At 71.0% G+C, this 26,900-nt stretch carries 27 protein-coding genes, 1 tRNA gene and 1 pseudogene; 13 read left to right on the top strand and 16 right to left on the bottom strand.

Annotated elements, in window-relative coordinates:
• The 4 genes from AB0C35_RS21065 (at position 1) to AB0C35_RS21050 (ending at position 4,225) form a co-directional block, all read left to right on the top strand.
• Complete coding sequence (locus AB0C35_RS21065) at positions 1 to 948, top strand: ABC transporter permease (RefSeq protein ID WP_358458275.1); 948 nt, start codon at positions 1 to 3, stop codon at positions 946 to 948.
• Positions 938 to 2,890, top strand: a complete 1,953-nt coding sequence (locus tag AB0C35_RS21060; RefSeq protein WP_358458273.1) for a dipeptide/oligopeptide/nickel ABC transporter permease/ATP-binding protein — start codon at positions 938 to 940, stop codon at positions 2,888 to 2,890. Before AB0C35_RS21065 ends, AB0C35_RS21060 begins: the two co-directional genes overlap by 11 nt.
• A complete protein-coding gene (locus tag AB0C35_RS21055) occupies positions 2,880 to 3,875 on the top strand; it encodes an oligopeptide/dipeptide ABC transporter ATP-binding protein (protein ID WP_358458271.1) in 996 nt (331 codons plus the stop codon). Before AB0C35_RS21060 ends, AB0C35_RS21055 begins: the two co-directional genes overlap by 11 nt.
• Positions 3,876 to 3,955: 80 nt before the next feature.
• Positions 3,956 to 4,225 (top strand): hypothetical protein, encoded by a 270-nt coding sequence (locus AB0C35_RS21050; protein ID WP_358458270.1) that lies wholly within the window; start codon positions 3,956 to 3,958, stop codon positions 4,223 to 4,225.
• 19 nt (positions 4,226 to 4,244) lie between these two features.
• On the opposite strand, the gene AB0C35_RS21045 is transcribed toward AB0C35_RS21050, so the two are convergent.
• On the bottom strand, positions 4,245 to 6,041 hold the full coding sequence (locus tag AB0C35_RS21045) for a hypothetical protein (protein WP_358458269.1): 1,797 nt from the start codon (positions 6,039 to 6,041) through the stop codon (positions 4,245 to 4,247).
• A 182-nt stretch (positions 6,042 to 6,223) separates the two neighbouring features.
• Here AB0C35_RS21045 and AB0C35_RS21040 point away from each other — a divergent pair, with 182 nt between their 5' ends.
• A complete protein-coding gene (locus AB0C35_RS21040) occupies positions 6,224 to 6,904 on the top strand; it encodes a DUF899 family protein (RefSeq protein WP_358458267.1) in 681 nt (226 codons plus the stop codon).
• A gap of 64 nt (positions 6,905 to 6,968) precedes the next feature.
• Here AB0C35_RS21040 and AB0C35_RS21035 read toward each other — a convergent pair whose 3' ends face one another.
• Positions 6,969 to 7,412 carry a hypothetical protein gene (locus AB0C35_RS21035; RefSeq protein WP_358458266.1) on the bottom strand — a complete coding sequence of 148 codons (444 nt, stop codon included), beginning with the start codon at positions 7,410 to 7,412 and terminating at the stop codon, positions 6,969 to 6,971.
• A gap of 174 nt (positions 7,413 to 7,586) precedes the next feature.
• On the opposite strand from AB0C35_RS21035, the gene AB0C35_RS21030 reads away from it, so the two are divergent.
• Complete coding sequence (locus tag AB0C35_RS21030) at positions 7,587 to 7,898, top strand: hypothetical protein (protein WP_358458265.1); 312 nt, start codon at positions 7,587 to 7,589, stop codon at positions 7,896 to 7,898.
• Between the two features lie 55 nt (positions 7,899 to 7,953).
• On the opposite strand, the gene AB0C35_RS21025 is transcribed toward AB0C35_RS21030, so the two are convergent.
• The gene (locus tag AB0C35_RS21025) at positions 7,954 to 8,301 is read right to left on the bottom strand and encodes a hypothetical protein (protein WP_358458263.1); all 348 of its coding nucleotides are present in this window, start codon (positions 8,299 to 8,301) and stop codon (positions 7,954 to 7,956) included.
• 886 nt (positions 8,302 to 9,187) lie between these two features.
• Entirely contained in the window at positions 9,188 to 10,840 is a 1,653-nt protein-coding gene (locus AB0C35_RS21020; RefSeq protein ID WP_358458261.1) for an ISL3 family transposase, read from the bottom strand.
• A 1,341-nt stretch (positions 10,841 to 12,181) separates the two neighbouring features.
• Here AB0C35_RS21020 and AB0C35_RS21015 point away from each other — a divergent pair.
• Both AB0C35_RS21015 and AB0C35_RS21010 read left to right on the top strand, forming a co-directional pair.
• The gene (locus AB0C35_RS21015; protein ID WP_358458259.1) at positions 12,182 to 12,622 is read left to right on the top strand and encodes a nuclear transport factor 2 family protein; all 441 of its coding nucleotides are present in this window, start codon (positions 12,182 to 12,184) and stop codon (positions 12,620 to 12,622) included.
• Between the two features lie 198 nt (positions 12,623 to 12,820).
• Positions 12,821 to 13,733 (top strand): annotated as a pseudogene (locus AB0C35_RS21010) (IS5 family transposase).
• A gap of 461 nt (positions 13,734 to 14,194) precedes the next feature.
• Here the strand turns inward: AB0C35_RS21010 and AB0C35_RS21005 are convergent.
• Together AB0C35_RS21005 and AB0C35_RS21000 are read right to left on the bottom strand one after the other, a co-directional pair.
• Positions 14,195 to 14,269: transfer RNA gene (locus AB0C35_RS21005), tRNA-Val, on the bottom strand.
• 85 nt (positions 14,270 to 14,354) lie between these two features.
• Positions 14,355 to 14,612: a hypothetical protein gene (locus tag AB0C35_RS21000; protein ID WP_358458257.1), complete on the bottom strand. Its 258-nt coding sequence runs from the start codon at positions 14,610 to 14,612 to the stop codon at positions 14,355 to 14,357.
• Between the two features lie 19 nt (positions 14,613 to 14,631).
• On the opposite strand from AB0C35_RS21000, the gene AB0C35_RS20995 reads away from it, so the two are divergent.
• From AB0C35_RS20995 to AB0C35_RS20985, 3 genes are all read left to right on the top strand, one after another.
• Positions 14,632 to 15,102, top strand: coding sequence for an ANTAR domain-containing protein (locus AB0C35_RS20995; RefSeq protein WP_358458255.1), 471 nt, complete (start codon positions 14,632 to 14,634; stop codon positions 15,100 to 15,102).
• A gap of 39 nt (positions 15,103 to 15,141) precedes the next feature.
• Positions 15,142 to 15,879 carry a GAF and ANTAR domain-containing protein gene (locus AB0C35_RS20990; RefSeq protein ID WP_358458253.1) on the top strand — a complete coding sequence of 246 codons (738 nt, stop codon included), beginning with the start codon at positions 15,142 to 15,144 and terminating at the stop codon, positions 15,877 to 15,879.
• A 128-nt stretch (positions 15,880 to 16,007) separates the two neighbouring features.
• The gene (locus AB0C35_RS20985; RefSeq protein ID WP_358458251.1) at positions 16,008 to 16,262 is read left to right on the top strand and encodes a hypothetical protein; all 255 of its coding nucleotides are present in this window, start codon (positions 16,008 to 16,010) and stop codon (positions 16,260 to 16,262) included.
• Here the strand turns inward: AB0C35_RS20985 and AB0C35_RS20980 are convergent.
• The 7 genes from AB0C35_RS20980 to AB0C35_RS20950 all read right to left on the bottom strand — a co-directional run bounded on the left by AB0C35_RS20980 (position 16,246) and on the right by AB0C35_RS20950 (position 22,317).
• Positions 16,246 to 17,415 carry a geranylgeranyl reductase family protein gene (locus AB0C35_RS20980; protein ID WP_358458250.1) on the bottom strand — a complete coding sequence of 390 codons (1,170 nt, stop codon included), beginning with the start codon at positions 17,413 to 17,415 and terminating at the stop codon, positions 16,246 to 16,248. The two genes, AB0C35_RS20985 and AB0C35_RS20980, sit on opposite strands and share 17 nt — an antisense overlap.
• On the bottom strand, positions 17,415 to 18,041 hold the full coding sequence (locus tag AB0C35_RS20975; protein WP_358458457.1) for a dienelactone hydrolase family protein: 627 nt from the start codon (positions 18,039 to 18,041) through the stop codon (positions 17,415 to 17,417). The genes AB0C35_RS20980 and AB0C35_RS20975 overlap by 1 nt, the downstream gene beginning before the upstream one ends.
• Positions 18,042 to 18,046: 5 nt before the next feature.
• Complete coding sequence (locus AB0C35_RS20970; protein WP_358458248.1) at positions 18,047 to 18,466, bottom strand: CBS domain-containing protein; 420 nt, start codon at positions 18,464 to 18,466, stop codon at positions 18,047 to 18,049.
• 53 nt (positions 18,467 to 18,519) lie between these two features.
• The gene (locus AB0C35_RS20965; protein WP_358458246.1) at positions 18,520 to 19,428 is read right to left on the bottom strand and encodes a PAC2 family protein; all 909 of its coding nucleotides are present in this window, start codon (positions 19,426 to 19,428) and stop codon (positions 18,520 to 18,522) included.
• 80 nt (positions 19,429 to 19,508) lie between these two features.
• Positions 19,509 to 20,459, bottom strand: coding sequence for a CbbX protein (cbbX, locus tag AB0C35_RS20960; protein WP_358458244.1), 951 nt, complete (start codon positions 20,457 to 20,459; stop codon positions 19,509 to 19,511).
• Complete coding sequence (locus tag AB0C35_RS20955; protein WP_358458242.1) at positions 20,456 to 20,884, bottom strand: ribulose bisphosphate carboxylase small subunit; 429 nt, start codon at positions 20,882 to 20,884, stop codon at positions 20,456 to 20,458. Before AB0C35_RS20955 ends, cbbX begins: the two co-directional genes overlap by 4 nt.
• Positions 20,884 to 22,317 carry a form I ribulose bisphosphate carboxylase large subunit gene (locus AB0C35_RS20950; protein ID WP_358458240.1) on the bottom strand — a complete coding sequence of 478 codons (1,434 nt, stop codon included), beginning with the start codon at positions 22,315 to 22,317 and terminating at the stop codon, positions 20,884 to 20,886. The genes AB0C35_RS20955 and AB0C35_RS20950 overlap by 1 nt, the downstream gene beginning before the upstream one ends.
• Positions 22,318 to 22,525: 208 nt before the next feature.
• Here AB0C35_RS20950 and AB0C35_RS20945 point away from each other — a divergent pair, with 208 nt between their 5' ends.
• The gene (locus AB0C35_RS20945) at positions 22,526 to 23,482 is read left to right on the top strand and encodes a LysR substrate-binding domain-containing protein (RefSeq protein ID WP_358458238.1); all 957 of its coding nucleotides are present in this window, start codon (positions 22,526 to 22,528) and stop codon (positions 23,480 to 23,482) included.
• On the opposite strand, the gene AB0C35_RS20940 is transcribed toward AB0C35_RS20945, so the two are convergent.
• The gene (locus AB0C35_RS20940) at positions 23,439 to 23,615 is read right to left on the bottom strand and encodes a hypothetical protein (RefSeq protein ID WP_358458236.1); all 177 of its coding nucleotides are present in this window, start codon (positions 23,613 to 23,615) and stop codon (positions 23,439 to 23,441) included. The two genes, AB0C35_RS20945 and AB0C35_RS20940, sit on opposite strands and share 44 nt — an antisense overlap.
• 145 nt (positions 23,616 to 23,760) lie before the next feature.
• On the opposite strand from AB0C35_RS20940, the gene AB0C35_RS20935 reads away from it, so the two are divergent.
• A complete protein-coding gene (locus tag AB0C35_RS20935) occupies positions 23,761 to 24,975 on the top strand; it encodes a saccharopine dehydrogenase NADP-binding domain-containing protein (RefSeq protein WP_358458234.1) in 1,215 nt (404 codons plus the stop codon).
• Here AB0C35_RS20935 and AB0C35_RS20930 read toward each other — a convergent pair.
• A complete protein-coding gene (locus AB0C35_RS20930; protein WP_358458232.1) occupies positions 24,962 to 26,125 on the bottom strand; it encodes a GAF domain-containing sensor histidine kinase in 1,164 nt (387 codons plus the stop codon). The genes AB0C35_RS20935 and AB0C35_RS20930 overlap by 14 nt on opposite strands.
• A complete protein-coding gene (locus AB0C35_RS20925; protein WP_358458230.1) occupies positions 26,122 to 26,778 on the bottom strand; it encodes a response regulator transcription factor in 657 nt (218 codons plus the stop codon). The genes AB0C35_RS20930 and AB0C35_RS20925 overlap by 4 nt, the downstream gene beginning before the upstream one ends.
• Positions 26,779 to 26,900: the final 122 nt, after the last annotated feature.

Raw genomic sequence — 26,900 nt, 5'->3', positions numbered from 1 at the left:
GTGGCCGCGATCCTGCTCCGGCGGGGCGCGCAGCTGCTGTTCGTCCTGCTCGTCGTGTCCCTGCTCGCCTTCTGGATGATCACCCTGCTGCCCGGCGACCCGGCCACGCAGATCCTCGGCTACTCCGGGGACCAGGCCGCGCTGGCCGCAGTACGGCACGACCTCGGCCTGGACGAGCCGTTCTGGCGGCGCTACCTCGCCTGGCTGGGCGGCGTGGTCACCGGTGACCTCGGCACCTCCTACATCACCAGCACCCCCGTGTCCGAATCCCTCGCCCAGCGGCTGCCGGTCACGCTGGAGCTGCTGGTCCTGTCCCAGGTGATCTCGCTGGGCCTCGCGGTTCCCGCCGGGGCGGCCGCCGCCCGCCGCGCCGGCGGCCTCCTCGACCGGACGCTCACCACGGTGAGCTTCGGGCTGCTGTCCACCCCCGTGTTCGTGTCCGGCGTCGTGCTGATCATGGTCTTCGCGGTGCGGTGGCCGCTGCTCCCGGCCACCGGGTACACGCCCTTCACCGCCGACCCGGCCGGGAACCTGCGGTCGATGCTGCTCCCGGCGGTGACGCTCGCCGCCGCGCAACTCGCCGTCTACGCCCGGCTCCTGCGCTCCGACCTGATCGCGACCCTGCGGGAGGACTACATCACCCTGGCCCGCGCCCGGGGCCTGTCGCCCCGGCGCATCCTGTGGCGGCACGCCCTGCGCCCGTCGGCGATCTCACTGGTCACCGTAGTCGGGCTCAACCTGGGAGCACTGATCGGAGGCGCGGTCATCATCGAGACCCTGTTCGGGCTGCCCGGCGTCGGCCGGCTCATCGTCGACTCGATCCTGTCCCGCGATTACCTGGTCGTCCAGGGCGGGGTGCTCGTCGTCGCGGTCGGCTACGTCCTGGTCAACTTCGGCATCGACCTGCTCTACGGAGCTCTCGACCCGAGGATCCGCCATGCATCCTGAAACCGTCCCGGGCGGCGCGGCCGAACCCGCCTCCCAGGCGAAGCGGCGCAGGCGGCTCGGCTGGGGCTTCCGGCTCGCCGCCCTGTGGATCATCCTCGTCGTCGCCGCGGCCCTCACCGCCGACCTGCTCCCCCTGCCGGACTACGACGCCACGCTCAGCGGCGACCCCCGGGCCGCGCCCGGCCCGGATCATCCGCTCGGCACCGACGGGCTCGGCCGCGACATGCTCAGCCGCGTCGTCCACGGCGCCCGGGTATCGCTCGGCGTCGGCGTCGGCGCCGTCGTCCTCGGACTGCTGATCGGCGGCCCGCTCGGCCTCCTCGCCGGCTACCGCCGCGGCCTGGCCGACCGGATCATCATGACGGGCAACGACATCCTGCTCGCCTTCCCTGCGCTGGTCCTCGCGCTGGCGGTGGTGGCCTTCGCCGGACCCAGCGTCCGCAACGTCCTGATCGTGCTCGGGCTGCTCGGAGTGCCCGCCTGGGTCCGGCTGATCCGCGGCGTGACGCTCTCGTTCGCCCGGCGCGAGTTCGTCACCGCCGCGCGGGCCCTGGGCGCCCGCGGCGCCACCGTGATGTGGCGGGAGATCGCCCCGAACGTCGTCCTGCCCGCCCTGTCCTACGCGTTCACCGTGATGGCCGTCGTCGTGATCGCCGAGGGCAGCCTGGCGTTCCTGGGGCTGTCGGTGCGCCCGCCGACGCCCACCTGGGGCGGCATGATCAACGAGGGCCGCAGCACGCTGGACACGGCCGTGCACATCGTCCTCGTGCCGTCCGCGGTGATGTTCCTGACCGTCCTCGCGTTCAACCTCGTCGGCGACCGGCTCCAGGAACTCACCGGCTACCGGGAGAGCGGCCTGGAACCCGCACGCGCCCGGCGCCGGACGACAGCGCCGTCCACCCCGCCCCCTCCCCGGCCGGACGGCCCGGTACCTCTGCTCGAAGTGGCCGGCCTGCACACCGCCTTCCCCACCCCGCGCGGAACGCTCCGGGCCGTCGACGGCGTGTCGTTCACCCTCGAACGCGGACGCACGCTCGCCATCGTCGGGGAGTCCGGCAGCGGGAAGTCCGTGCTCATCCGCACCGTCCTCGGGCTCCTCCCCGAGGCGGCCGAACGGTCCGGCCGGGTGCACCTCGGCGACCGGGACCTCACCGGCGCCGGACCGGACGGCATGCGCGACGTCCTCGGCACCCGCATGGCCACCGTCTTCCAGGACCCCATGACCGCGCTCAACCCCGTCCGCACCATCGGCACCCAGGTGACCGAACCCCTGCGCGTCCACCTGGGGATGACCCGACGGCAGGCGCGCGAGACCGCCGAGCGGCTGCTCGCCTCCGTCGGCATCCCGGAGCCGCGCCGCGTGCTGCGCGGCTACCCGCACCAGCTCTCCGGCGGCATGCGGCAGCGGGTCACGATCGCCATGGCGCTGTCGTGCGACCCCGAGGTGCTGTTCGCCGACGAGCCCACCACCGCGCTCGACGTCACCGTCCAGAAGCAGATCATGCGGCTGCTGCACCGGCAGCGCGACGAACGCGACATGGCGATGGTGCTGGTCAGCCACGACCTCACCGTGGTCGCCGAACACGCCGACGACGTGATCGTCATGTACGCGGGCAAGATCGTCGAACAGGGCCCCGCCGAGGCCGTGTTCACCGCCCCGCGCATGCGCTACACCGAGGCGCTCCTGCGCGCCGCCCCCGACCTCACCGCCCCGAGCCACACCCGGCTCACCGTCATCGACGGCCGCCCGCCCGACCTCGCCGCCCCGCCGACCGGCTGCCGGTTCCACCCCCGCTGCCCGTTCGCCCGGAAGCGCTGCACGACAGACGAACCGCCGCTGCTGCCCGGCGGGGACGGCCGGTCCCACGCCTGCTGGTACCCGGCGGACGGAGACGAGCCGCGGCCGGCCGCCGCGGAAAGGAGCGTGCGGCATGGCGGGTAACGGAACAGCCCACCTGCGCGACGACGCGATCCTGCGCGTCCAGGACCTCACGGTCACCTACCCCGCCGGGCGCCGCACCGTGCACGCCGTGTCGGGCGTGAGCTTCGACGTGGCCAAGGGCGAGACGCTCGGCATCGTCGGCGAATCCGGCTGCGGCAAGTCCTCCGCCGCCCGGGCGATCATGCAGTTGCCCCGCCCCGCCTCCGGATCGGTCCGCCTGGCCGGGCTGGAACTCACCGCCCTGCGCGGCGAGGCCCTGCGCCGCACCCGGCAGCGGCTCCAGATGATCTTCCAGGACCCGATCTCCTCCCTCAACCCCCGCCGCCGCGTACGCGACATCGTCGCCGAAGGCCCCCGCGTCTGGGGCACGCTGAACGGCGACGCGTCCCGGATCGACGAGGCCCTCGCAGCGGTCGGCCTCGACCCGGCCACCACCGCCGGCCGCCGCCCGCACGAGTTCTCCGGCGGGCAGTGCCAGCGCATCAGCATCGCCCGCGCCCTGGCCCTCGAACCCGAAGTGATCATCTGTGACGAGCCCGTCTCCGCCCTCGACGTCTCGGTGCAGGCGCAGATCCTCAACCTCCTCGAAGACCTCAAGGCCCGCTACGGGCTCACCCTCGTGTTCATCGCGCACGACCTCGCGGTGATCAAGAACGTCAGCGACCGCGTCCTGGTCATGTACCTCGGCAAGACCTGCGAACTGGCGACCGGCGCGGACCTCGTCGAACGTCCGGCCCACCCGTACACCCGCGCGCTCCTGGCGTCCGTCCCCCGCGGCCCGCTCCACCTCGCCCCGGACGAGGAGACCGGCGAACCCCCCTCGCCCATGGCGCCCCCCAGCGGCTGCCGCTTCCGCACCCGCTGCCCCCTCGCCGACGCCCGCTGCGCATCCGAGGAACCCCTCATGCGCCCGCTCGCCCCCGGCCACTGGGTCGCCTGCCACCACCCGCAAAAGGACCCCGCATACACACTGCAAAAGCACTGAATGGGTGCCGGCACCAATTCGGATCGGCGCGTCCATCGCCGAGAATGGAGCAAAGTCCACGGCAACGGAGACCCGCTGACTTGCAGATAACTCACTCGACCGTACCCGGCAACGGCACCTTGCACCACATCGTCACCCGAAGCGGCCACCGCTTCGCCGTTCTCGTCGACGCCGCGGAACGCCGCCATTTCTACGTCTACGAATCCGCCCACGACGACGAGCCGTCGGAACGCTTCGTCCTCGACCCCGACGAGGCCGACCGGCTCGCCGGCATCCTGCACCACCGCTCCACCGACGACCGCCTCACCGCCCTCGAAAAACGTCTCCAGAAACTGACCCAGCCGGCCTAGCGGCAATTTCACCCGGTCGTCACGACGTGGGAATGGGCACCTCGACGTCCGGCAGGTGGACCGGCTCGGGCTCACGCCAGGCGCCGGACAGCAGGACGCCCAGGGTGAGCAGGTTCCAGCTCTGCCCGGGACGCCGCGGCGGCACCTCGGCCAGCCGCCGCTCCACCGCACCGCGGTCGAGGATGGAGAACAGCTCGGACGGCCCGTCCAGGATGTGCTCGCGGAACACCCCGGCCAGCTCCGAGCCGTACGACTTGCGCCAGTTGAACCCGGCGGCGCCCGTACTCGGCGGCGTGGCCCGCCGCCGGCCCCGCCAGTGGCGCAGCGAGCGGTCCCGTTCGAACCGCCAGCGCCTTCCGTCGAACGGCACGTCGCGCAGCTGCGGCGCGAACGCCTCCATGACCAGCGCGACCGGCTCCTCGCTCAGCCGCCACTGCACGGGCAGCGCCAGCGCCTCGCGGACCACCCGATTGTCGAGGAACGGGTGATAGTAGGCCCAGTTCATGAGGGTCGCGGTGTGCGAGCCCGCCAGCCAGCGTCCGGTCTTGTAGAACATGTGCAGCTTGTCGAGCACGTCAATGCCGTCGCGCTCATAACGCGCGACCCACTCGTCGTAGTAGCGCTCGGCGTAGGCGTTCGCGTCCTCACTGAGAAACTCACGCTGAGCCAGGAAGATCGTCTTGAGCCGCCGATGGACGCCGTCGCGCGTCAGGTCGAGCTGATCGGTCAGGAAGCCGCCGCGCAGCCGCTCCCCGCCGGACCCGGAGCTGCGCGGCTCGGGATCGTAGTCCGCCCACCGGTTGACGCCCTCGTACGCCGAGTTCATGCCCTCGCACACGCGGACCAGGGCATGAGCGCGCCGCAGCGGATGCGCGACGACGACCGCACCGGACTTCTGCCTGTCGACCGTGACCCGGCACTCCACACCCAGCACCTCGGCCACGCGCTGCGCCAGCACCACGTCGGGGCTGTCGGCGAGGCCGTGGGTGGCGCCGAAGAACGGCACCCCCGCGGCGTGGCAGGCGGCGGCGATCAGGCGGCTGTCACGTCCACCGGACAGCGCCAGCCGCATCGGCCGAACGTGCCGCCTGAACGGCTCCACGGCGTCCAGCAGCGCCTCGGCCAGCGGCTCCACCCGCTCGCGGGCCTCCTTGCGCCTGCGCGGCACGGGCCCCTGCTCGGGCAGCGACCGCGCGACGACGGCGACGCCGCGGCCGCGCCGCGCGACGAGAGTGGCCGCGTTCGGGACCGCCCGCACACCCTCGAACGGCGTCTCGTCGGAGACGAAGAACCCGTGCCGCACCATCGACTGCAACGCCATCACGTCGTAGACGGGCGACGGACGGCCCGACCCGGTCGCCGCGGCCCGGGCGGCCAGATGCGCCAGCAGGGCGCGGGACGCGGCGAAACGCAGACCGCCCGCCTCAGCGTGGTAGACGGGGCAGGCACGCGTGATGGACGTGGCGGCCTCGAAACCGTCCGGCCCGGCGCGGAACACCGAGAAGCAGCCCCCCAGGTCGTCCACGTCGCCGCCGCCCAGCAACACGTCGGCGTCACCCTTGTCGCCCAGGTACCCGCAGTAGCTCAGGGCGCGGTCACCGGAGGTCAGGACCGGCTCCGGGAACGGCGCCTCGCAGGGCTCATTGGACCAGGCCAGCAACGCCGTACCGCCGTCAGGCGAGATCCACTCCGCGGTACGCCAGCGGTCGGCGGGCGCGGGCACCGCCTCCACGATGGCCCGCCGGGCCGCCGTCAGCACCGCGGGTGGGATCTGCTCTCTGGACTGCCGCACGGAGACGGCCAGGCAAACACGCATGCGCGGCACCCAACCACCGCCCGGCGAACACCCCATGAACACCGGACGGCATGAACGCGCGCCCAACACCGAACGACCGAATCCGGCCACTCCGCGGACCGCCGGTCTCGCGGCCCGATGAGTTTCGCGTCCGGCCATGGTCCATACGTTCGAACCACAATCCGCGAACTCTGGAGGAGCCCATGACCGCGCTACCACCCGTCGTCGACACCGAGACCTGGCAACGCCACCTCGACGAGCTGCGCGTCCGGGAGAAGGCCGCGACCCGCGAACTCGACGCGATCGCCGCCCAGCGCCGCCGAATGCCGATGGTCGAGATGCCCGAATACACCCTGGAAGGCGAGGAAGGGCCGGTCACACTGGCCGACGTCTTCGGCGGCAAGTCCCAGCTGATCGTCTACAACCACATGTGGTTCCCCGGCGAGGAGTGGCAGTGCCCGGGCTGCACCGGGTTCACCTCGCAGTTCACGCGCCTGGAGTTCCTGGAGGCCTACGACGCCAGGTTCGTCATCGTCACCCAGGGCCCGATCGACGAGGCACTCGCGTACAAACGCCGAGTCGGAAACAAAATGGCCTGGTACTCCACCGCGAACAGCTCGTTCGGCGCCGACGTGGGCGCACCGCCCAACGCCGGCTTCGCGGTCAACGTGTTCCTGCGCGACGGCGACACCGTCTATCGCACCTGGCACACCAACGGCCGAGGTACCGAACAGCTCAGCCACACCTTCGCCCTGATCGACCTCCTGCCGTACGGACGACAGGAGGAGTGGCAGGACTCGCCCAAGGACTGGCCGCAGTCCCCCACCTACAGCCGCTGGCCCGCCTCCGAGGACATAGCCACCCTCTACGGCCCAAAGGCGTGACACGGAGGTTTCAGCAGATCGATAGCCCGGAACCGCCCACATCCCCGCCAGAGGAGCGTGGTCGTCAGCACGCACGTTCTTGGTAGACCGAGCTCGTCACCGGTCGATGGGCGTTGATGACATCCCATTCCGGCCGACGTCCGATCTCGTCCAACAACGCCACCAGGGGAGGTTCGTCATCCGCCCCAGACCACCAGCGGTTGTACGTTCCCAGGGCCTCAAGGGCGAGCGTGGGCTCGTACTCGATCTCACAACGAAGCTGGATGAGGACAGGCGCTCCGTCCTGATCGATGTCGAACTGACGGCAGAAGGCCAGGATGAAGCGGCGCGGCCCGCTGAACGAGTAGGTGCCGTACTCATACAACAAGGCGTCTTCCTCGGCCTGGACTGGATGCTGCATGAAGGAGCCGAAGGCCCTCCACGCTGAGCATGGTTCGAGCCGCTGAGGTTCTTGCCCTGCTTCCTGCAGGACCCCAAGCAGCCGTTCCAGCGCGTCTTCGACTCGCATGACACTCCGCTGCCGCGATAAAGGCTGCGAGCCTACCCGCCGGCGCAGCGCCCCGTGGCGGGCGACGCATGGACCTGAGCGGTCCCCACCGTCCCAGTCACGGGCCCCAGAGAGGCCCTCGCCGAAGACACGACGGGTGTTGAGCAAGGAGACCGCCATGGGCATGCTGACCTGATGCCACGTCTCACCGAAGCCGATTTCAAGGCCACGATGGGTGATCACCCCGAGAAAGTGGACCTGGAGACGCCACCCCCGGTCGAGTTCTGGGCGTACTTCGACGCGATACCGCTTGAGGACTTCGGCGGCTTCGACTTCACCGCCGGTGAGGTCTCTCACGCCTGGAACATGCCCGGCGGTAGACACCAGCACGTGCTGGTGCGGTGCCCGGATCCGGATGTCTTCCTGGTCCTGGTGCTGGACCTGATCGAACGCCAGGTCTACGGCCATCATCTACTCGACCTGCCTCGCCTCTATGGAAGGCGGTAGGCGGCACGTACCCGTGCCCCCCACGACCGTCACCACGCTGGCTGAGCTTCCAGAGTCAGAGGCCCCTACCAGAGGCGTCTCCTTTTCCGAATGGGACAACCTCGACGCGGCAATCTTCATCGTCAACGGATCCGAAGCGTAGTTCGGCGTCTGTCGGAGGGAAGTCGGCCGTTCGAAGCACGGGCTCAATGGCCCTGAGCAGGGCTTCGGCGTCTGGCCCGTAGAGGTAGATCGTTGCAGTGCCGGCACCGAACTCGTGGCCGTCGCACTCGCCGCTTCCCGCGGCTTCGAGGACTGCTTCAAGCTGGTCTTCCAGGACGTAGATCGCTTCTCGTTCCGCCTCGTGGCCGAAGCTGTCGCCAGTGAGGACGAAGTTTAAGAAGACCGCATGCTCATCGGACAACAACGACTCCTCTGTATCGGGGCGCAAGACCTCCGTGCACGATAGAGGCACCAGCGTGCGGGCGGCGCTGATCCACCAACATTGGACGGCGGCGTAAACCGGGCGATCGCCCAAGCCATGGACAACAAGACCAACACCACCAACCCAGTTGACGACGATGGAGCCGCCGGGACACCCCGCGCTCGTCGGCTAATGGCATGAACCCCCCGTTCCCGTGATGGGGGAACAGGGGGTTTCGGCTGGTGGGCGCGGACGGTTCCGAACCGCCGACAAGAAGCCGTGATCACCCGCCCGCCACCCCCGGCCTGCGCCCGGCCACCCTCCCGGACGCCTCATCCTCCACAGGCGACCCGACCTAATGGCACGCGAATGGCACGGAAGCCCTTGCCCGTGTGGCACACACCGCTCCCCCCGCCTCAGCTTCCCGGGAGTCGGAGGCCCAGTCGGAGGCGCATTTAGCCCAGCTGTGTGTCGGCGACCAATTCCAGGTGAGAGCATCGGGGACAGCGGAGCGCTGTCACACCGAATACCCTGCGGCCTTTAGGATCGGCGACGCCAGCCCAGTTGCGCTTAATAGGGCCTTCGATCCACCTGGAATCCCCGGCTGAAAGCTGCCCGGCGTCATACAGGTAGCCCTGTACTAGGTCGCCCGCCCCGCAACGTAGACAGTTGAGATCATTTTCCATCATGGGATGGTATCGGCCTGGCGAGCCGACTGGCGTGGCCCGGAAGCAAGTGCATCACGACCGGTAAGCGGCGGCGCGGCCCCTGCGGCGGGCGGTCGGGGTGGGCCGCGGACGCGTTGCGATGCGTTGCCCGGCGCGGCCGTCCGGTGTGTCAACGGCGGCCGAATTCTGGCTCTGGCACACATTCCGTGATCGGGTCGTCAGTCGTTCAGCAGGATGCGTTTGCGGAGCAGGTCGAAGCTCGCGCGGCCGTACATCTGTCTCTTGATCGTTTTGATGCGGTTGACGTGTCCCTCGACGGGCCCGGAGCTGTAGGGCAGGGTGAGGCCGGCGGTGACGGCGTCCTGGTCGCGGCGCAGGCCGGTGACGAACGAGTGCAGCTCGGGAAGGTCATCGGCGAGCACGCTGGTCATCCAGGCTTGGAGTTGTTGGCCGGTGCGGTCCATCATGATCTCGGCGAAAAGGCGGACATGCGTGCGCAGGGCGTTCAACTGGGGGCAGGCGGCGCAGAGCGCGTCGAGCCGGCGTTGGTCGTCGGGGTCGAGGTGAGCGGGGTGACGCAGGAACCAGCCGGTGGCCTGCCGGACCGTCGGCGGTCGGCGCCGGGCGGGCCCGGCGGGGGGCGTGGGTGGGGCGGTCCGCCATGGCTGGAGGTACTGGCGCAGGGTGGTTGCGGCGCCGCGGTATCCCTGGCTGCGTAGTTCCTGGAAGAGTTGTGCGGCGTTGGTGCAGCCCTGGTTCCAGCGGTGCCGCAGGTAGGAGTCGTAGGCGGCGAGTTCTTTCGGGCGCTGACCGGTTCCGGCGTGGACCAGGAGGTCGTCAGGGTCGTCGGTTCGGGCGAATCGGCGGACGGTGTTACGGCTCAACTCCAGCTCGCACGCGATCTGCAGGTGGCTGCGGCCTTGGTCGATCAGGGTGTGGACGGCGGCGTGCCGCTCGCGGGTGCGGACCGCGACCCGGTCCCGCCTGGCCCCCAGTAACTGAGCCGGTGGCGACACCGGCACCGGCGGCGGGGTGCAGGCCGCCGGGGCACCGTCGGCCTGGCCGGGCGAAACAGGTGTGAGAGCATGCAGGGCCCGGCGGTGCCGGGTGACCGTTCGTTCGACGGCGTCACCGATATTGCGCCACAGATGCCACCTGTCAGCGACCTGGATCGCCTCGGGCGCGCCGCGGCTGATGCCGTCGGCGTAGGCGCCGGCGCGGTCTCGGCACACGATCTCGACGCCAGGGTGGGCGTGCAGCCAGTTCGCCAGGGTGTCGGCGGTGCGGTCGGCCAAGACGTCCACGGGCTTGCCGGTGGTGATGTCGATCAGGATGGTTCCGTAGTTCCTGCCGCGGCGCAGGGCGAAGTCGTCCACGCCCAGCACGCGGGGTCCGGCCTGGTGAGCGGGGTCATGTGTGGGGTCGGGCAGGCGGCGGATCAACCGAAGCAGCGTCATCCGGCTCACGGCGGTCACCAGCCGTTCGGCCAGGCGGGCACCCGGGCGGCCGGCCAGCGCCAGCGCGATCGCTCGCAGGGCTTCACCGGCCGCCACCGACCGGCGGCCATAGCGCACGGTCAGCCCGGGGACCTGCTCGGCGAAGGTCCTCTTGCCACAGCCGTCGTTGCGGCACAAGAACCGGTGCACCTGCAGGTGGATCAGCAGCTCCTGGTCGCCGACCGCGGTATCGGACAGCCGCCGCTCATAGCGGCTATGCCTGTGTCGTGACGGCGTCCCGCAACTCGGGCACGCCGCCTCGGCCGTCGCGGTCCTGGCCTTGAGCCGCACCGAAGCACCGGAACGGAACACCTGGTCAACACGCACACGGTCCAGGTGAGGGAAGAAGACGGTGAGCAGTTCCTTGATCGACACACCGGCCGATACTCATGATCGCTGGCGCGGCTACCGGCAAGAACACCCGAACCGTGACCTACCCGCCCAGCCCGATCACGGAATGTGTGCCAGAGCCAGTTTTCACCCGTCGCCGACACGGTGACCTGTGCCCGTGCCGCACGCTCCGGGCGGCCTGGCGCCGGGGCCGCGCAGCAGCCTGAGTGCCCCTCGCCTCGACACGGGCGAACTGATCATCGGGCCGCCCAAGTCACGGGCGGGTCTCCGCACCGTGGCGTCAACGCACTCCAGCGGCTCTTGGGACACCGGACGATAACTCCGGCGACACCTCGTCCGAGGCTGGTCTGGTCTTCTGCACCCACTCCAGCCTCCCCCTTGCTGGCATCCTCGTCCGACGCTGACTCCGTAAGGTGCTCGACAAGGCTGCCTGGTCGCAGTTCCGGGAGGTGCGCCGCCTGCAGATCCGGCCGGCGGCGCTACCGCCGTTGGCGGCATCTTCGCCGTCGGCGACTCAACGGCTCGGGACCTCTAAGTCACTCAGTTGGTCGCTCGCAAGATCAAAGGCCATGGTCCGCGACGGCGGACCATGGCCTTCGCCTGGGTGGGCGCGGACGGTTTTGAACCGCCGACCCCTCGCTTGTATGGAGCCGTGATCATCCAAAGAGCGGCGCTGACCTGGGCCTCGGCAACGCGTCCGGGGCGGCGCGCACTCTCTGTCCACAGACCTAATGGCACGTTAATGACACGTGCGCGCGTCATGATCACACAGGCTGATCAAGGCTGTGAGCCGCCGCGCCTCACAACTCCCATGCTTCCAAGTGGCACACAATGGCACGGGGCCGTCCTCCCGCGTGGCACGCACACCGCTCCCCCGCCTGAGCTTCCCGTCTGCCGACACGGACACGCCACGTGCTTCCCGGAGTCGGAGTGCCCCGCCAAGGCACTCCTGTGTGCCAAGTGTCCTAGGCCGTGTCCGGTGGATCTTGGGTGAGGTCGCGGAGCCAGATCTTGATGGAGGCGACATCGATGGTGCCGTGGTTGACGAAGGCTCTTTTGCCGTAGCGGGTTGCGACCGCCCGGAACTGCTGAGCTTGCTGATGCAGCGTTCGACAACGTTTCGGTGCTTGTGGACTTGGGCGGTCGAACGCGACCGGGCGACCGCCTGCCGCGCCACGGCGCGTGGCCGCGTCGGCCTGCGCGATAGCGACCGGGACGAGGGGGCAGCGCGCCCCAGCGGCGAACACGGGCGGTCGAGGGGCCGATGGCGTTCCAGACGGCTTCTGGCGAGGCATCACACTTCAAAGGGCTACTTCGTCATAGGAGGTGGGAAGCAGAGGCTCCTCACTGATCGAAGGAGTGTTCATGCCCGCGCAGCACGAGGTCGACGAAGCCAAGATCCGGCAGCAGGTCGATAAGCTCGTCGAAGGGATCCGGGGCAAGGATCTGAAGGCCCTGGAGCAAGTCTACGCAGCGGACGTCGTGTCCTTCGACATCGAGCCGCCGCTGCAGCACGTGGGGATCGCGGCGAAGCTGAAGAACTGGACGCACGCCTTCACGCTCTTCCGAGAGCCGTCTTACGAGGTCCGCGACCTGACGCTCACCGTGGGCGCCGATGTCGCCTACGGGCACTGTTTCGGCCGGTTCAGCGGCACGCTGGCCGACGGAACGGCGACGAGCGGCATGTGGGTCCGGGCCACCTACGGTTTTCGCAAAATCGACGATGCCTGGCTGATCGCACACGACCAGGTCTCCGTACCGATTGACATGCCGAGCGGCAAGGGCGTGGCCGACCTGGAACCCTGACGAGGCACTGGCCGGAGCGTCCAGGGCCCGACCGCCCGCCGAGCCACTGACCCTGGTCTCACAGGTCAGTGGCTCGGCGGTGCCGCCTTCAGTGACGTCCTGCTTGGTACCGGCCGGGCCCCGCAGTCGGCGAGAACGCGGCCGCCGCTAGGGCGTGTCCGATAGATCTTGATCTATCGGTTCGGTAGTTGTTGGTCGGTGACGCGGCGGTTCGAGCTGACTGCTACGGAGTGGGAGCGGCTTGCGCCGCTGTTGCCGTCTTCTGGTGGTCGTGGTGGTCAGTGGCCGATCACCGGCGGGTGGTGTCGGGCATCTTGTGCCGGGTTCGGACGGGGGTGCCGTGGCGGGACCTGCCGGAGCGGTTCGGGCCGTGGAAGACCTGCTACGAGCGACATCGCCGCTGGTCAGCGGACGGAACCTGGCGCCGGATCCTGGACGAGCTACGGATCGGGGCCGATCTGGCCGAGGGCGATGACTGGACGGTCGGGATCGACTCCACCGCGGTGCGTGCGCACCAGCACGCGGCCGGAGCCCGGCATCGCCGACCGCGTCGGCTCCGCAAAAGGGGGACCTGAGAAGGGACGAATCCGACGGCCGGGAGGCCCCGGGCCGGTCCCGCGGTGGGCTCAGCACCAAGATCCACCTGGCGGCCGACCGGCGCTGCCGGCCGATCGCCCGGCTGACCTCACCGGGCCAGCGATTCGACGGCACGATGTTGCTGCCAGTGCTCGGCCAGGTCCGCATCAAACGCTGCGGCATCGGCCGCGATCGGGTCCGGCCCCGCCGTGTGCTGGCCGACAAGGCCTACTCCAGCCGGGCCATCCGCGCCCATCTGCGCCGCCGGGGCATCAAGGCGGTCATCCCGGAGAAGACCGACCAGCAGAAATGGCGTAAGCGCCGTGGCGCGGCAGGCGGCCGCCCGGTCGCGTTCGACTCCCACGCCTACAAGGACCGCAACGTCGTCGAACGCTGCATCAGCAAGCTCAAGCAGTTCCGGGCGATCGCAACCCGCTACGACAGAAGAGCCTTCACCTACAACGGCACCATCGACGTCGCCTCCATCAAGATCTGGCTCCGCGACCTCACCCAAGATCCACCGGACACGGCCTAGGCTCGCGGCATGCCGAGCCCACCAGAGCCAACGGATCCCGAACATGAGGCGAACCTGGGTCGGATGGCCGTGTGGTTGAGTCCCGAGGATCTGGAGTGGTTGGCCGCTCGCTGCGTGTGCACCGATGCCACTCCCGATGACGAGCGGCGCCGGTGCGCTCGCATTCGGTTTCGTGCCCATACCGCCCTTCATAAGGCGGGTGTGAAGCGCGACAACTCCTTCGGTCAATGACTGGATGATGCGGCGGCGCGACCCGGCGACCGGCGACCCCCGGCGGACAGGGCGGAGGCGGCAGGACGCGCGGCCCGGCGCGGCCGTCCGGTGATCGGCGCCCACGCCGCACGCTCCGGGCGGCCTGCCGCGGGGCCGCGCAGCGGCCTGAGCGCCGCCGCCCCTCGACCTCGACGTCGGGACGGTACACGAAGACCCTGTTCCCATGATCGGGAACAGGGTCTTTTCGCTGGTGGGCGCGGACGGTTTTGAACCGCCGACCCCTCGCTTGTAAGGCGAGTGCTCTACCCCTGAGCTACGCGCCCGCGTGCTCGTTGCCGGGAAAGCGTACCTGGTCGGCGGGGGCGATCGCGAAACGGTGCGGGCGGCTGCGGAGTAGGGTCGGGACGGTCAGGCGGCGACGCGGAACCGGCCGGGCGGGCGGGCAGTGGCAGGCAGGGAGCGGGCGGCGGAGATCCGGGCGGCGATCGACGACCTGGCCCGGGTGGACGGGGCGTCACCGCCCTTGATCGGCCATGTTTGCCGGACTTGCCTGAGGCTGGCGAAGGCGGCTGGGGTGTGCGCTGCTGTGCGGGGCGAGGCGGGCTTGTACGAGCCGTTGTGCGCGGTCGGCCCGGTCGGTGGGGCGATGGCCGAGTTGCAGGTCACCGTTGGCGAGGGGCCTGGGATGGAGACCGTGAACGGGGACCGGCCCGTGATGGTGGGCGACCTGGAGACGGCCGACGTCCAGCGGCGGTGGCCGCTGTTCGCGCCGGCGGCGTCGGGGCTGGGGGCGGTGACGGTGTTCGCGTTCCCGCTGCTGGTCGGCGCCGTGGCGGTCGGCACCCTGGAGATCTACTGGACGCGGCGTCCGCTGGGAGGCGCGGCGCTGGTCGACGGGCTGCTGTTCGCGGACGCGGCGCTGATGACGCTGATGACCGGGTTGGCGCCGGGCGGAGGCGCGGACGATTCGTACCTGGATCGGTGGCCCCAGGTGCATCAGGCGGCGGGGATGGTGTCGGTGCAGTTGGAGACCGGCCCGGCCGAGGCGTACGCACGGTTGCGCGCCTACGCCTATGCCAACGATCAAAGCCTGCGCGAGGTGGCCCGCCGGGTCGTCGAGAAAGAGTTGAGGTTCTCTCCGGGCATGGACTCATAGTGACCCCCTTTGCCCTCACAGTTGGAGGTGGTGGCCGCAATGTTGGAACGACGACTGGGCGAGATGTTCGTTGAACTGGCCGACACGCTGGTCGCCGGGTTCGATGTCATCGAGTTGTTGCACACGCTGTGCGAACGCTGCGTGGAACTGCTGGACGTGGACGCCGCGGCGGTGCTGCTGGCCGACCCGCGCGGCGCCTTGGCCTTCGCGGCCGCGTCCACCGAGCAGGCCAGAATGCTGGAGCTGTTCCAGGTGCAGGACGAGGAGGGCCCGTGCCTGGACTGCTTCCGCACCGGCGTCCAGGTGACGTGCGGTGATCTGGGTTTGGAGCCTCAGCGCTGGCCGCGTTTCAGCGCCGTCGCCCGTGACTGCGGGTTCACCGGGGTGACGGCGCTGCCCCTGCGTTTGCGCGAGGAGCGGCTGGGTGCGATGAACCTGTTGCGCGGCCGCGCCGGGGACCTGGATGAGGAGGCCGTGATGGTCGCGCAGGTGCTGGCGGACGTGGCCGCGATCGGTCTCGTGCACGAGCGGGCCTTCGGCCGCAGCGAGCTGATCGTGGAGCAGTTGCAGAGTGCCCTCACCAGCCGCATCGTCATCGAACAGGCCAAGGGCGTCCTGGCCGAGCGGGGGCAGATCTCCATCGGCGAGGCGTTCACCCTGATGCGCCGGTACGCCCGCGACCACAACCGGCTTCTGTCCCAGGTCGCCCGTGCGGTCGTGGAGCAGGCCCCCGAGGTCGCCGACATGCTCGCCACGGGGACGCGGCGCGACGCCTGACCTTGTCAGGTGCGACGGCGGGACTTATGTTGAACGCGACGGACCCGTTCGGCCCTGCCCGGCCGGCGGGTCGGCCGCCCCAGACCCTGGTGGCACGTCGTCGTTTCCGACGCGCACCAGGAGTCATGATGAGGACCGTCCCAGGCCGCCCATCCGCCGCCCCGGACGCGTCCGAGGAGCTGGCCGTTCTGATGCTGCGTTCGCAGCTCCGGTCCGATGAGCGGGCCGCGGCCCTGCTGGAGCAGATGGCCGTCACCGACCCGCAGATGTGCGGCTACCACCTGGCGGCGGCGGCGCGCTTCCGGGAACGCGCCGAACTCTGCCGTGACCTGCTGTACGGCAAGGACGACGGTGGCCGCCACAGGGTCAGGAGGCGGGGGTGAGCCTGGTGAGGGCGGCGGCCAGGTGGTCGGTGGCGGTGCGGGTGGCGGGGGCCGGGAGGCCGCCGAGGAGTTTGAGGGCGAAGCGCATGAGGGACGGGTGGGAGAGGCCGTGGCGGGTGGCCAGGCGCATGATGCGGGGGTCGTCGAGGGCGCGGGTGAAGGCGCGGCCGAGGGTGAAGGTGCTGCCGTTGGCGTGTTTGAGGGCGGATGGGTAGGTCTGCAGGACTCGTTCGGGGACCGGGGACGAGAAGGCCGTGGTGATGACGTCGGCGGCGATGCGGGCGGCCTCCAGGGCGTAGGCGATGCCCTCCCCGTTGGACGGGTTGATCATGCCTCCGGAGTCGCCGACGAGGAGGAGGCCTGGGAGGTGATGGGGGCGGCGGCTGAAGCCCATGGGGAGGGCGGCGCCGCGGAGGGGCCCTACAGCGTTCTCTTCGGTGAGGCCCCAGTCGGGCGGCAGAGGTGACAGCCAGCGGGTGAGGAGGCGGCGGTAGTCGGGGTGGTCGGTGCGCAGGAGGGCGACGCCGACGTTGCAGGTTCCGTCGCCCATGCCGAAGACCCAGCCGTAGCCGGCGGGGGCCAGGTCGAGCCAGGCCTCCAGGTAGGGGTCGTCGTGGCGTGGGCTGCGGTAGTAGCGGCGGCCGGCGATGCCGATGGGGCGGTCGCGGGACGGGTGCAGGCCCAGGGCGACGGAGAGGCGGGACGAGGCGCCGTCCGCGGCGATGACCAGGCGGGCCTCGTGGGCGCCGTTCTGGGTGCGGACGCCGGTTATCCGGCCGTTCGCCTGGAGGGGGGCGGTGACCTTGGTGTTCTCCTGGAGGGTCGCTCCGGCGGAGACGGCCTGGCGGGCCAGGAGTTCGTCGAAGTCGGCGCGGGTGCGGGTGAGTCCGTGGCCGTCCGGCCAGTCGAGTTCGAGGGTGCGGCCGGCGCCGATGAGGCGGATGCCCTTGTTGGGGAACCAGCCCGGGGTGGTGAGGTCGACGCCGAGGGTCTGGAGTTCACGGACGGCGTGGGGGGTGAGGCCGTCGCCGCAGATCTTCTCGCGGGGGAAGGACGTCTTCTCCAGGACGAGGACGTCCAGGCCGGCGCGGGCCAGGTGGCAGGCGGCGGCGGATCCGGCGGGGCCGGCGCCGACGACGATGATGTCGCGCATCACAGGTACCGATTGAACCAGTCGGCGGCCTGGGTGGTGACCTCTTCGAGGGCTCCGGGCTCCTCGAAGAGGTGGGTGGCGCCTGAGATGACGTGGACTTCCGAAATGTCGAGGCTCCTGCTCGCCTGCTCGTTGAGGTGCAGGACTTCCGTGTCGCGGCCGCCGACGATCAGGAGGGCGGGTGCGCGGACGCGGGGCAGGGACGGGCCCGCCAGGTCGGGGCGTCCTCCGCGGGAGACGACCGCGGCGATGCGGGGGCGGGCCGCGGCGGCGGCCAGGGCGGCGGCGGCACCGGTGCTGGCGCCGAACAGGCCGATGGGGAGGCCCGCCGTGTGCGGGGCGGATTCGAGGCCCTCCGTCAGCCGGTCGATCGCGCCGATGAGGCGGAGCGTCAGGAGTTCGATGTCGAAGCGGAGGGCGGCGGTCACGCGGTCGATCTGACCCTCGTGCTCGGTGAGCAGGTCGATGAGGAGCGTCCCGATTCCGGCGGCGTTGAGGCCGTCGGCCACGGAGCGGTTGCGGGGGCTTAGCCGGGAGCTGCCGCTGCCGTGCGCGAAGAGGACGACGCCGGTGGCGCCGTCCGGTATCGCGAGGTCGCCGGGCAGCTCGGCGTCCTCCAGCTTCAGTGTGATCACGTGTTCGGCGGTTCGGCGCTGATGTCGGCGAGGGCCGAGCGCTCGTCGCGCTGGACGGCCAGGTCGCCGATGGACACCATGCCGATCGGGCGGTCGCCGTCCACGACGGGGATGCGGCGGACGGCGTGCCGCCGCATCAGGCGGACGGCGGCGTCGGCGTCCTCCCCCGGCGTGATGGTGATCATGTTGGTGCTGCAGATGTCGGCGACGGTCGTGCCGGCCATGTCCTTCTGGACGGCGACGGCGCGGACGACGATGTCGCGGTCGGTGACCAGGCCGCGGAGCCGCCCCTCGTGGACGACCAGGACGTCGCCGATGCCGTGCTGCCGCATGAGGTCCCCGACCTGCGCCAGGGACGTGTCCGGGGACACCGCCACGGGCACCGGCGTCATCACTTCGTTCACCTTCTGGGCCATGAGCGAGCCTCCCCTCTCGGGGCCTCGCCTACCCAGCGCCCGCCGGGATATGTCTAGGACGGCGTGTCGGGCCCGTCCTGTTCGGCGAGGAAGCGTTCGAACTGGGCGCCGAGCTCGTCGGCGGTGGGCATGTCCGCCGATTCGGCGAGGAGGCTGTCGCGTTCGGCGGCCCCGGCGAACGCGTCGTACTGCTGCTCCAGGGCCCGGACGACCTTCTCCACCTCGTCGTTGCCCTCGACCTGCTCGGCGATGTCGGCGTCGGTGGCGGCGGCCGCCTCGCGGAGCCGTTCGACGGGCAGCGCGAGCCCGGTGGCGTCGGCGACCGCGTCGAGCGCGGCGACGGCGGCGGCCGGGTAGGCGGACTGGGCGAGGTAGTGCGGGACGTGCACGGCGAACCCGACGGCGTCGTGGCCGGCCTCGCCGAGCCGCAGTTCGAGGAGCCCGGCGGCGCTGCCGGGGACCTGGACCTTGTCGAACCAGGAGTTGCGGGTGATCAGCTCGGGCCGGGTGGCGTGCGAGGTGATGCCGACGGGACGGGTGTGCGGGACGCCCATCGGGATGCCGTGGAAGCCGACGACGAGCCCGACGCCGAGGCGCTTGACGAGGTCCAGGACGGCGGCGGTGAAGCCCTCCCAGAGCCGGTCGGGTTCGGGCCCGGACAGCAGCAGGAACGGGCTGCCGGCGTCGTCGCGGAGCAGCCGGACGACGAGTTCGGGCGTGTCGTAGGAGGCCCAGTGGTCGCGGTCGAACGTCATCGGCGGGCGCCGGGCGCGGTAGTCGATCAGCGAGTCGACGTCGAAGCGGGCGATGACGCGGTGTTCCAGGTCCTCCAGGAGGTGCTCGCGCACGAGCTGCCCGGTGGATCCGGCGTCCACGAAGCCGTCGAGGCTGTGCAGCAGCACCGGACCCGTCATTTCCGGCAGGTCGGCGTCGAGCTCGTACAGATCCTCAGGGTTAAGCAACTTCTCCCCCACCTCTACATGTCGTCCGTCCCAACATTAGGACATGCGGAGGCCCATCCCCGGATCAGACGTGACACCGGTCACCTGAAGACGCGGCTGGACAGGAAGTCTTCGGGGTGAAGGGTGGTGAGATCGTCGCGGCCGACGTCGCCGCCCCGGGCGAGGAGGCGGTTGGCGTGGCGGAGGCGGGCGCGTTCGATGGCGTTGCGGACGGATCGCGCGTTGGCGAAGCGGGGCTGGGCGCGGCGGCGCGACAGGTAGTCGCGGAAGACCGGCTCGGTCTCGGGGGCCAGGCCGTAGCCCTCGCGCTCCATCATCAGGCGGCCGATGGCCTCCAGTTCGTCCGGCTCGTAGTCGGGGAAGTCGATGTGGTGGGCGATGCGGGAGCTCATGCCGGGATTGGACGCGAAGAAGGAGTCCATGCGGTCCTTGTAGCCGGCGAGGACGACGACGAGGTCGTCCCGCTGGTTCTCCATGACCTGGAGGAGGATCTCGATGGCCTCCTGCCCGTAGTCGCGCTCGTTCTCGGCGCGGTACAGGTAGTACGCCTCGTCGATGAACAGGACGCCGCCCATGGCCCTTTTGAGGACGTCCTTGGTCTTGGGGGCGGTGTGGCCGACGTACTGGCCGACGAGGTCGTCGCGGGTGACGGAGACGAGGTGGCCGCGGCGGATGTAGCCGAGTCGGTGCAGGAGTTCGGCGAGCCGCAGCGCGACGGACGTCTTGCCCGTCCCGGGGCTGCCGGTGAAGCACATGTGGAGGCTGGGGCGCCCGGAGTCGATGCCGAAGCGGGCGCGGACGCGGTCGACGAGGAGCAGCGCGGCGATCTCCCGGATGCGGGTCTTGACGGGGGCGAGGCCGACGAGTTCGCGGTCGAGGGCGTCCAGGACGTCGTCGGCGTGGGAGTCGGCGCGTTCCCTGGCGAGGTCGACGCGGGCGCCGGGAGGAAGCGGCTCCCCGGCGGCGGGGGCGGGGGAAGGGGCCGCCGGGGAGCCGTTCTGGCGCATCCCGAATCCGGGGCGTTCGCTCAACGTCCCGCCCCGTACCGGTCGCCCTCGGGGCGGTCGAGGGCGTAGGGGTGCAGGGTGTAGCGGACGCGCCGGTCGGACGTCTCTTCGCGGTCGAGCCGGAAGCCGGGTTCGTCGGCGGGGCGCTGGATGATGAACTGGAGCGCCGTCGTCTGGCGTCCGTAGGAGGCGTCGTAGGCGTTCAGCCGGATGTAGTGGTCCGGGTGCGCCCTGCGGCATTCGTTGATCTCGTACAGGACGCCGGCCGGGTCGGTGAGGTCGAACATCGGCAGGCCCCACATCTCCCAGTAGGAGTTGCGCGGGTGCGGGTCGTCGGTGAACTCGACCGAGCAGGGCCAGCCCTGGTCGAGGGCGTAGGCGATCTGCTTGGTGATCTCCTCGTCGGTGAGGTCGGGCAGGTACGAGAAGGTTCCTTGGGTGATCCGCATCAGATGCTCACAGGGGTTTCGACGACGTCCGGGGTGTCGGTGGATTCGTAGGTGAAGGTGATGTCGCCCCAGGTGGACAGGGCGATGTCCAGTTCGCGGCTCTTCTTGGCGGCGGCGCGCAGGATGTCGGGGCCTTCGGCGAGGTAGTCGCGGCCCTCGTTCCGCGCCTTGATCATGGCTTCGAGCGCGACCCGGTTGGCGGTGGCGCCGGCGGCGATGCCCATCGGGTGGCCGATCGTCCCGCCGCCGAACTGTAGGATGGAGTCCTCGCCGAGGTAGTGCAGGAGCTGGTGCATCTGCCCGGCATGGATGCCGCCGGACGCGACGGGCATGGTCCCCGGCATCGACGCCCATTCCTGGTCGAAGTACAGGCCCTTCACCGGGTCGGCGGCGATCTTGTCCAGGCGCAGCGTGTCGTAGTACCCGCGGACGCTGTTCGGGTCGCCCTCCAGCTTGCCGACGACCGTCCCCGCGTGGATGTGGTCGACGCCCGCGAGCCGCATCCACTTGGCGATGACGCGGAAGTTGACGCCGTGGGACTTCTGCCGCGTGTAGGTGGAGTGCCCCGCGCGGTGCAGGTGCAGCAGGACGCCGTTGGCGCGCGCCCATCTGGCCATCGACTGGATCGCCGTGTAGCCGATGGTGAGGTCGATCATCACGATGACGCTGCCGAGTTCCTTGGCGAACTCGGCGCGCTCGTACATGTCCTCCATCGTCCCGGCGGTGACGTTGAGGTAGTGGCCCTTCACCTCGCCGGTCGCGGCCTGCGCCCGGTTCACGCCCTCCATGCAGTAGAGGAAGCGGTCGCGCCAGCGCATGAACGGCTGGGAGTTGATGTTCTCGTCGTCCTTGGTGAAGTCCAGGCCGCCGCGGCAGGCCTCGTACACGACGCGGCCGTAGTTGCGCGCCGACAGCCCGAGCTTCGGTTTGACGGTCGCGCCCAGCAGCGGACGGCCGAACTTGCCGAGGTACTCGCGTTCCATGACGATGCCGTGCGCGGGCCCCTGGAACGTCTTCACGTAGTGGGTGGGGATGCGCATGTCCTCAAGGCGGAGGGCCTTCAGCGCCTTGAACCCGAAGACGTTCCCGATGATGGACGACGTCAGGTTCGCGATCGACCCCTCCTCGAACAGGTCGAGGTCGTAGGCGATGTAGGCGATGAACTGCCCCTCCTGGCCGGGGACGGGCTCCACCCTGTAGCACTTGGCCTGGTAGTTCTCGTAGGACGTGAGCCTGTCGGTCCACACGACCGTCCAGGTGGCGGTGGACGACTCGCCCGCGACGGCCGCGCCGGCCTCCTCCGGCGGCACGCCCTTCTGGGGCGTGATCCGGAAGGCGGCGAGGATGTCGCTGTCCTTCGGCTGGTAGTCCGGGCGCCAGTAGCCCATCTCCGCGTAGGGGATCACGCCCGCCGACCATCTGCCCGAGCTCATCGCCGCTCTCCTTCAGCCTGAAGCCTGGATGCGGGACGCGGCGACTCACCCCGGTGGAGGACGGCATGTCCCAGGGGATCGGGGTGAGGCGCCGCGTCCCGGCCACGTGGAACCGTGAACGGGTCGAGCTTCACCCCTCGACAGTTGCGATGTCCATCAAGTGTTCTACGGTGACCATCAACCATTCACTTGAACAAGGAGGCCGGGCGTGACGGAGGCGCGGCTGCGGACGTTCGCCGTCCTCGCCGACACGGGGTCCGTGCGGGCGGCGGCGCGCCGGCTGTACGTGACCGAGTCGGCGGTGTCGGCCGCGGTCGCGGCCCTGACCCGCGATCTCGGCGTGCCGCTCGTCCGCAGGGAGGGGCGCGGGCTCGCGCTGACCGCCGCCGGGATCGTCTACGCCGGCTACGCGCGGCAGGTGCTCGGGCTGCTGGAGGAGGGGCGGGCGGCCGCCCGCGGCGCGGCGGATCCGGGGCGCGGCCCGCTGCGGCTGGCGGCGGTGACGACGGCCGCCGACCAGATCCTCCCTGAGCTGCTCGCCTCGTTCCGGGCGCGCTGGCCCGACGTGGAGCTGGCGCTGGAGGTCGGCCCGCGCCGCCAGGTGTGGAGCAGCCTCGCCGCACACGAGGCGGATCTGGTGCTGGCCGGCCGCCCGCCCGGCGATGTCGCGGCGACCGTGCTGGCACGGCGTCCGAACGAGCTGGTCGTCGTCGGCGCACCCGGCCTCGCGGACGGGTTCGCGCTCGCCGTTACGCCGTGGGTGATGCGGGAGCCGGGCTCCGGGACGCGGGCGACCGCCGACGCCTACCTGGCCGAGCGGGAGGTGTCGCCGCCCCGCCTCGTCCTCGGTTCGAACGGCGCGGTGATCGCGGGCGCGGCGGCGGGGCTCGGGGTCGCGCTGGTGTCGAGGGACGCCGTCGGAGCCGAGCTCGACGCGGGCCGCCTCGTCGTCGTCGACGCGCCGGGGATGCCGCTCGACCGGCCGTGGCACGCGGTCGCCGGGACCGCGCCGACCCCGACGACGCTGCTGTTCGTCCGGCACCTGCTGGACGCCCCCGGCTGGAGCGGCCCGGACCGGAGCGGTGCGGACCGGAGCGGTGCGGACCGGAGCGGCGCGGACGTCAGGGCAGGCTCCACAGCGACACCGACAGCAGGCCGAGACTGACGGCGATCAGGATCATCGCGACGCTCCGCCCGCCTTCGTCGGCCGGCACGGTCGTCCTGCGGGTGACGAGCGACAGGAAGAAGACGAAGAAGCCCACGGCGACGACGTCCATCGCCACGGCGAGCCCGGTCATGACCCTGTCCACCTCATCCCGGCGTCTCCCTCATCCTCATCCCGGCAACACTAGACGAGTGCGGTCGCTCACATCGGCGTACCCGCGTGCATGATCGGCCGCGGACGCGACAGAATCAGGTTCGGAAACCGTGAGAGGGGCTTCGATGACCGCCGACCGCCAGCACGACCCGGGCCGCCAGCACGACCCGGCCCGCCCGTACGACGTCGTGCTGTTCGGCGCCACCGGCTTCACCGGCGCCCTGACCGCCGAGTATCTGGCCGAGCACGCCGGGCCCGGCACGCGCTGGGCCCTCGCCGGGCGCAACCAGGCCAAGCTGAGGGCCGTCCGCGACCGCCTGGTGAAGCTGAATCCGGCGTGCGCCGATCTGCCGCTGCTGCACGCGGACACCAACGACATCGCCTCGATCGAGGACGTCGCGAACGCGGCGCGAGTCGTCATCACCACGGTCGGCCCCTACGTGAAGTACGGCGAGCCGCTGGTCGCGGCGTGCGCGCGCGCCGGGACCGACTACGTCGACCTCACCGGCGAACCGACCTTCGTCGACCGCATGTACGTGAAGTACCACGACGAGGCCGTGCGCAGCGGCGCCAGGATCGTGCACGCCTGCGGGTTCGACTCGATCCCCCACGACCTCGGTGCCTACTTCACGGTGAAGCAGCTTCCGGAGGGCGTCCCGATTCACGTCGAGGGATTCCTGCGCATCCGCGGGGACGCGTCCGGCGGCACCCTGCACTCGGCGATCGGCATCTTCGGCGACCCCGCCGGCATGATCCGCGCCGAACGCGAGCGGCGGCGGCTGGAGGACCGGCCCGCCGGCCGCAGGGTGCGCGTCTCGCGCCGCCCCGCGCCGAGGGCCCGTGTCGGGGACGGCTGGACGCTTCCGCTGCCCACGATCGACCCCCAGATCGTCGTCCGTTCGGCGGCGGCGCTCGACCGCTACGGCCCGGACTTCTCCTACGGCCACTACGTCGCCGTCAAGCGGCTGGCCACCGCCGCCGGTATGGCGGCGGGCTCCGGCGCCCTGCTCGCCCTGTCCGCGCTCCCGCCAACCCGCAGCCTGCTGCTGCGGCTCCGCGCGCCGGGCGAAGGCCCGTCCGAAGAGGAGCGCGCCAAGCACTGGTTCAGCATGAAGTTCGCCGGGGAGGGCGGCGGCGAGCGCGTCGTCACCGAGGTCGCGGGCGGCGACCCCGGCTACGGCGAGACCGCCAAGATGCTCGCCGAGTCGGCGCTGTGCCTGGCCCACGACGACCTGCCGGAGACCGCCGGGCAGGTCACGACCGCGACCGCGATGGGCGACGCCCTGATCGACCGGCTGACCAGGGCGGGGATCGTCTTCCGGGTTCTCAGGACGGGCTGACCGCACCCCGGTGGCGGCCCGGGATGGGGATGACGGCCTCCACGGTCGTCCCGGCCCCGGGCCTGCTCGTCACCGACACCCGCCCGCCGAGCAGCTCGGCGCGTTCCCGCATGCCGCGCAGCCCGTAGGAGTCAGGACGGCGGCCGCGGCCCCCCTGCCCCAGGACGTCCCGGACCGGGAACCCGGCCCCGTCGTCGGTGACCTTGAGCCGGACGCGGTCATGGGAGTGCTCCAGCAGAAGGTCCACGCACGTCGCGGACGCGTGCCGCAGGCAGTTGCCGACCGCCTCCTGCGCGATCCGGTACAGCGCGGTCTGCACATGGTCGGGCAGCGCGTCCTCCAGTTCGCCCTCGACGGTCACCGTCACGTCGAGCGGGCCGGACGGGCCGGGCCCGTCCCCGGCCTCACGCGCGAGGGTGGCCAGCGCCGCCGACAGGCCCAGGTCGTCGAGGACGGGCGGCCGCAGCCCCCCGATCGCGGCGCGGGTCTCGGCCGCCGCCAGCTCGCACAGCCGCCGCGCCATCATGATCTGCGCCAGCCCCTCGGGATGGTGCTCGGGAAGCGCCCGCTCGGCCGCCGACAGGTGGAAGCCGAGGCTGGCGAGGCGCTGTGCGATGCCGTCGTGGATCTCCCGGCTCAGCCGTGACCGCTCGGCCTCCTGCGCCTCCACCGCCCGTTCGGCGAACCGCTCGGCGGCGTGCTCGCGCTCGCGGGCGGTGCGCAGCCGGCGGCACGAGGACAGCACCGGCGCGAACAGCCCGGCGAGCGCGGTGACGAGGACCAGGTCCTCGGCCGGGGCCGGGCCCGCGGACCGGACGTCCATGACCGCGATCACGGTTCCCTCGCTGTGCACGGGGATCGCGGCGCCCCGCCCGTCCGGATGCGAACGCGCCCGGCCGTGCGCGGCGGCGCGGCCGACGTCGCCGTCCCCCAGCGGGACCGGCGGGCCCGACCATTCCAGGACGCGCTCGTCCTCGGCCAGGACGTACACGTCGCAGAACGTCAGCGCCCGCGCCGACCGGACGACGAGCCCGGCCAGATCCTCGGCCATCCGCGGCAGCTCGCGGTCGGAGCAGGCCACCGCCACGATGCGGACGAGCAGGTCGTTCCCGCGTCCGGCGAGCAGCTCCAGCGGCCCGGCGGCGGTCACCGGAACAGTCCCTCGCGCAGCGCGACCGCTATCGCGGCGGACCGGTCGGTCACCTCCAGCTTGCGGTAGAGGGCGCGCAGGTGGCTCTTGACCGTCTCCTCGCTCAGCACGAGCCGCGCCGCGATCGCCTTGTTGGACAGGCCGCCCACCAGCAGCGACAGCACCTCGCTCTCGCGCTGCGTGAGCCCGCGGTTGGCGCCCGGCCAGAACTCGCCGCGGGTCAGCCGGGCCGCGGTGACCGCCATCCGGCCGGCGAGCGTCGGGTCCACGACCGTCTCGCCCTGCGCGACCTCCTCCAGGCGGCGGACGAGTTCCGGGCCGTCCACCCGCTTCAGCAGGTACCCGCCCGCCCCGGCCCGCAGCGCCTCGAAGACGTACTGCTCGTCGTCGTAGACCGACAGGAACACCACCCGCGCCTCCGGGACCCGCCCGGTCAGCAGGCGGCACAGGTCGAGGCCGCTCTCCGGGCCGAGCCGCACGTCCAGCAGGACGACGTCCGGGCGCAGCGTGGTGACCAGCCGGGCCGCCTCGTCTCCCGTCCCCGCCTGCCCCACGACGCGCACGCGCCCGGAGAACCCGGCCAGCATCGCCTGCAGTCCGGCGAGGATCATTTCGTGGTCGTCGACCAGGACGACACGTACGGGGACACCCATTCCGGCACGATAACAACCTGAAGCTACTCATCAGTAGCCCAGGGTCGGAGGCAGCCTCCGCGGTTTCACCCCCGCTCTCCCCTGATTGGGGGACGAACCGCCGGCCGCACCGCCGTACTCTC

The organism is Spirillospora sp. NPDC048819 (assembly GCF_040650055.1).
Taxonomy (GTDB): Bacteria; Actinomycetota; Actinomycetes; order Streptosporangiales; family Streptosporangiaceae; genus Spirillospora.
Note: the sequence above shows the minus strand (reverse complement) of the source record. Positions and strands in the feature narration are given on the sequence as shown.

What these genes read in the sequence shown, in the direction of transcription:
- AB0C35_RS21060 (WP_358458273.1), top strand. Translation starts at nt 938, where the DNA reads ATGCATCCTGAAACCGTCCCGGGCGGCGCGGCCGAACCCGCCTCCCAG.
- AB0C35_RS21055 (WP_358458271.1), top strand. Translation starts at nt 2,880, where the DNA reads ATGGCGGGTAACGGAACAGCCCACCTGCGCGACGACGCGATCCTGCGC.
- AB0C35_RS21045 (WP_358458269.1), bottom strand. Translation starts at nt 6,041, where the DNA reads ATGCGTGTTTGCCTGGCCGTCTCCGTGCGGCAGTCCAGAGAGCAGATC.
- AB0C35_RS21040 (WP_358458267.1), top strand. Translation starts at nt 6,224, where the DNA reads ATGACCGCGCTACCACCCGTCGTCGACACCGAGACCTGGCAACGCCAC.
- AB0C35_RS21035 (WP_358458266.1), bottom strand. Translation starts at nt 7,412, where the DNA reads ATGCGAGTCGAAGACGCGCTGGAACGGCTGCTTGGGGTCCTGCAGGAA.
- AB0C35_RS21030 (WP_358458265.1), top strand. Translation starts at nt 7,587, where the DNA reads ATGCCACGTCTCACCGAAGCCGATTTCAAGGCCACGATGGGTGATCAC.
- AB0C35_RS21015 (WP_358458259.1), top strand. Translation starts at nt 12,182, where the DNA reads ATGCCCGCGCAGCACGAGGTCGACGAAGCCAAGATCCGGCAGCAGGTC.
- AB0C35_RS20995 (WP_358458255.1), top strand. Translation starts at nt 14,632, where the DNA reads ATGGAGACCGTGAACGGGGACCGGCCCGTGATGGTGGGCGACCTGGAG.
- AB0C35_RS20990 (WP_358458253.1), top strand. Translation starts at nt 15,142, where the DNA reads ATGTTGGAACGACGACTGGGCGAGATGTTCGTTGAACTGGCCGACACG.
- AB0C35_RS20985 (WP_358458251.1), top strand. Translation starts at nt 16,008, where the DNA reads ATGAGGACCGTCCCAGGCCGCCCATCCGCCGCCCCGGACGCGTCCGAG.
- AB0C35_RS20980 (WP_358458250.1), bottom strand. Translation starts at nt 17,415, where the DNA reads ATGCGCGACATCATCGTCGTCGGCGCCGGCCCCGCCGGATCCGCCGCC.
- AB0C35_RS20970 (WP_358458248.1), bottom strand. Translation starts at nt 18,466, where the DNA reads ATGGCCCAGAAGGTGAACGAAGTGATGACGCCGGTGCCCGTGGCGGTG.
- AB0C35_RS20955 (WP_358458242.1), bottom strand. Translation starts at nt 20,884, where the DNA reads ATGCGGATCACCCAAGGAACCTTCTCGTACCTGCCCGACCTCACCGAC.
- AB0C35_RS20950 (WP_358458240.1), bottom strand. Translation starts at nt 22,317, where the DNA reads ATGAGCTCGGGCAGATGGTCGGCGGGCGTGATCCCCTACGCGGAGATG.
- AB0C35_RS20940 (WP_358458236.1), bottom strand. Translation starts at nt 23,615, where the DNA reads ATGACCGGGCTCGCCGTGGCGATGGACGTCGTCGCCGTGGGCTTCTTC.
- AB0C35_RS20935 (WP_358458234.1), top strand. Translation starts at nt 23,761, where the DNA reads ATGACCGCCGACCGCCAGCACGACCCGGGCCGCCAGCACGACCCGGCC.
- AB0C35_RS20925 (WP_358458230.1), bottom strand. Translation starts at nt 26,778, where the DNA reads ATGGGTGTCCCCGTACGTGTCGTCCTGGTCGACGACCACGAAATGATC.